The 1,090-nt window shown below is 69.6% G+C and carries 1 protein-coding gene and 2 pseudogenes; 2 read left to right on the forward strand and 1 reads right to left on the reverse strand.

Going from position 1 to position 1,090, the window contains the following annotated elements; translation table 11 throughout:
* Both FL344_RS38135 and FL344_RS38140 read left to right on the forward strand, forming a co-directional pair.
* A pseudogene (locus FL344_RS38135) lies at positions 1 to 395 on the forward strand (serine/threonine protein kinase); the annotation flags it as partial.
* A 7-nt stretch (positions 396 to 402) separates the two neighbouring features.
* Entirely contained in the window at positions 403 to 789 is a 387-nt protein-coding gene (locus FL344_RS38140; RefSeq protein WP_141621946.1) for a hypothetical protein, read from the forward strand.
* 193 nt (positions 790 to 982) lie between these two features.
* Here the strand turns inward: FL344_RS38140 and FL344_RS40180 are convergent.
* Positions 983 to 1,090 (reverse strand): annotated as a pseudogene (locus FL344_RS40180) (XRE family transcriptional regulator); the annotation flags it as partial.

Genomic DNA, 1,090 nt, shown 5'->3' on the forward strand with positions numbered 1-1,090 from the left:
TCCCGGTGGTGGCGTCGAAGGAGACGCGGTTTGTCACGGAGTCGCCGCCCACTTTGCCGCTGCAGCAGATGCAGGCCCTCATGGAGACATTCACTCCGGATGTCGTCGAGAAGGCGGTGGCCCACCTTAGTGAGGACCTCAAGGCGGTGCTGCACACGGCCCTGCGCCTCAACCCCGAGGAGCGCTTCGCGACAGCGGCGGACATGCGGGATGCGCTGCGTGGCGTCGCCCACGCCCAGCTCCGTGAGCCCTATGGGCGCGCGGACGCCGCCAAGGAGGCCGCCCTCGTGGTGTCCGAAGGCGGGGGGCTGCGGGACCAGGTAGAGTTCGGCGAGGCCGGCCTCTACCCGGAGGGGCTGGAGAAGCACGAGCTGGGACTCCCGAAGAAGGCGTAGGCCGCCGATGCTCTGCTTTCGCCTGCTGCGCAATGGCCGGCACGTCGCAACCGCGGGGGTGTCGGGCTTCGGTGTCGTCTCCACCATTCTGACGTGGGTGCGCCGCCCCGATGATGAGACACGCGAAAACCCGCTGGTGGACCTCCACCTTGGGGGCTCCGTGGGCAGGGAGTACCGCGAGCACCTGAAGTGGTGTTACGCCAAGGACATCCGTGCGGGCGACGTCCTCACGGTGGAGGTGCGTGAGGACTTGGAGCCTGACCCTCCGAAGGAGAGACGCCTCGACGAGGAGGTGGGGCTGGATGATGTGGCCCGCCTCCAACTGAGGAAGAAAGCCCTTGAGGCGCAGCTCGCCGATGTGACTGAGGCGCTTGCAGAGCGCGGCGCGGCGTAGCGGGGTGCCTCCTCCTTCGGACGGGGAGGCGCTCTGTCATCGCCGGAGCCGCTCGGGTTGGGGGCGCGCGTGCTCCGGTGCAGGGCCCCGATGCATGGGGCCCTGCACGCCGGGCCTGCTCCTTTCTCGGAGACGCCGGAGCGCCGGCCGCAATCTGCCTGGCGCTGGAGGGGCGGGCCTTCGGGGCGCTGCTTCAGCGGGCCAGCTCGGTGGTGATGCGGACGAGGGCGTCCAGCTTCGACGCGTCGAGCTTCCGCGCGAGGAAGATCAGCCGACGCAAGGTGACGTCGTCGTCCGGCCG

It is taken from the genome of Myxococcus sp. AB036A (genome assembly GCF_006547355.1).
Taxonomy (GTDB): domain Bacteria; phylum Myxococcota; class Myxococcia; order Myxococcales; family Myxococcaceae; genus Myxococcus; species Myxococcus virescens.

What these genes read in the sequence shown, in the direction of transcription:
- FL344_RS38140 (WP_141621946.1), top strand. Translation starts at nt 403, where the DNA reads ATGCTCTGCTTTCGCCTGCTGCGCAATGGCCGGCACGTCGCAACCGCG.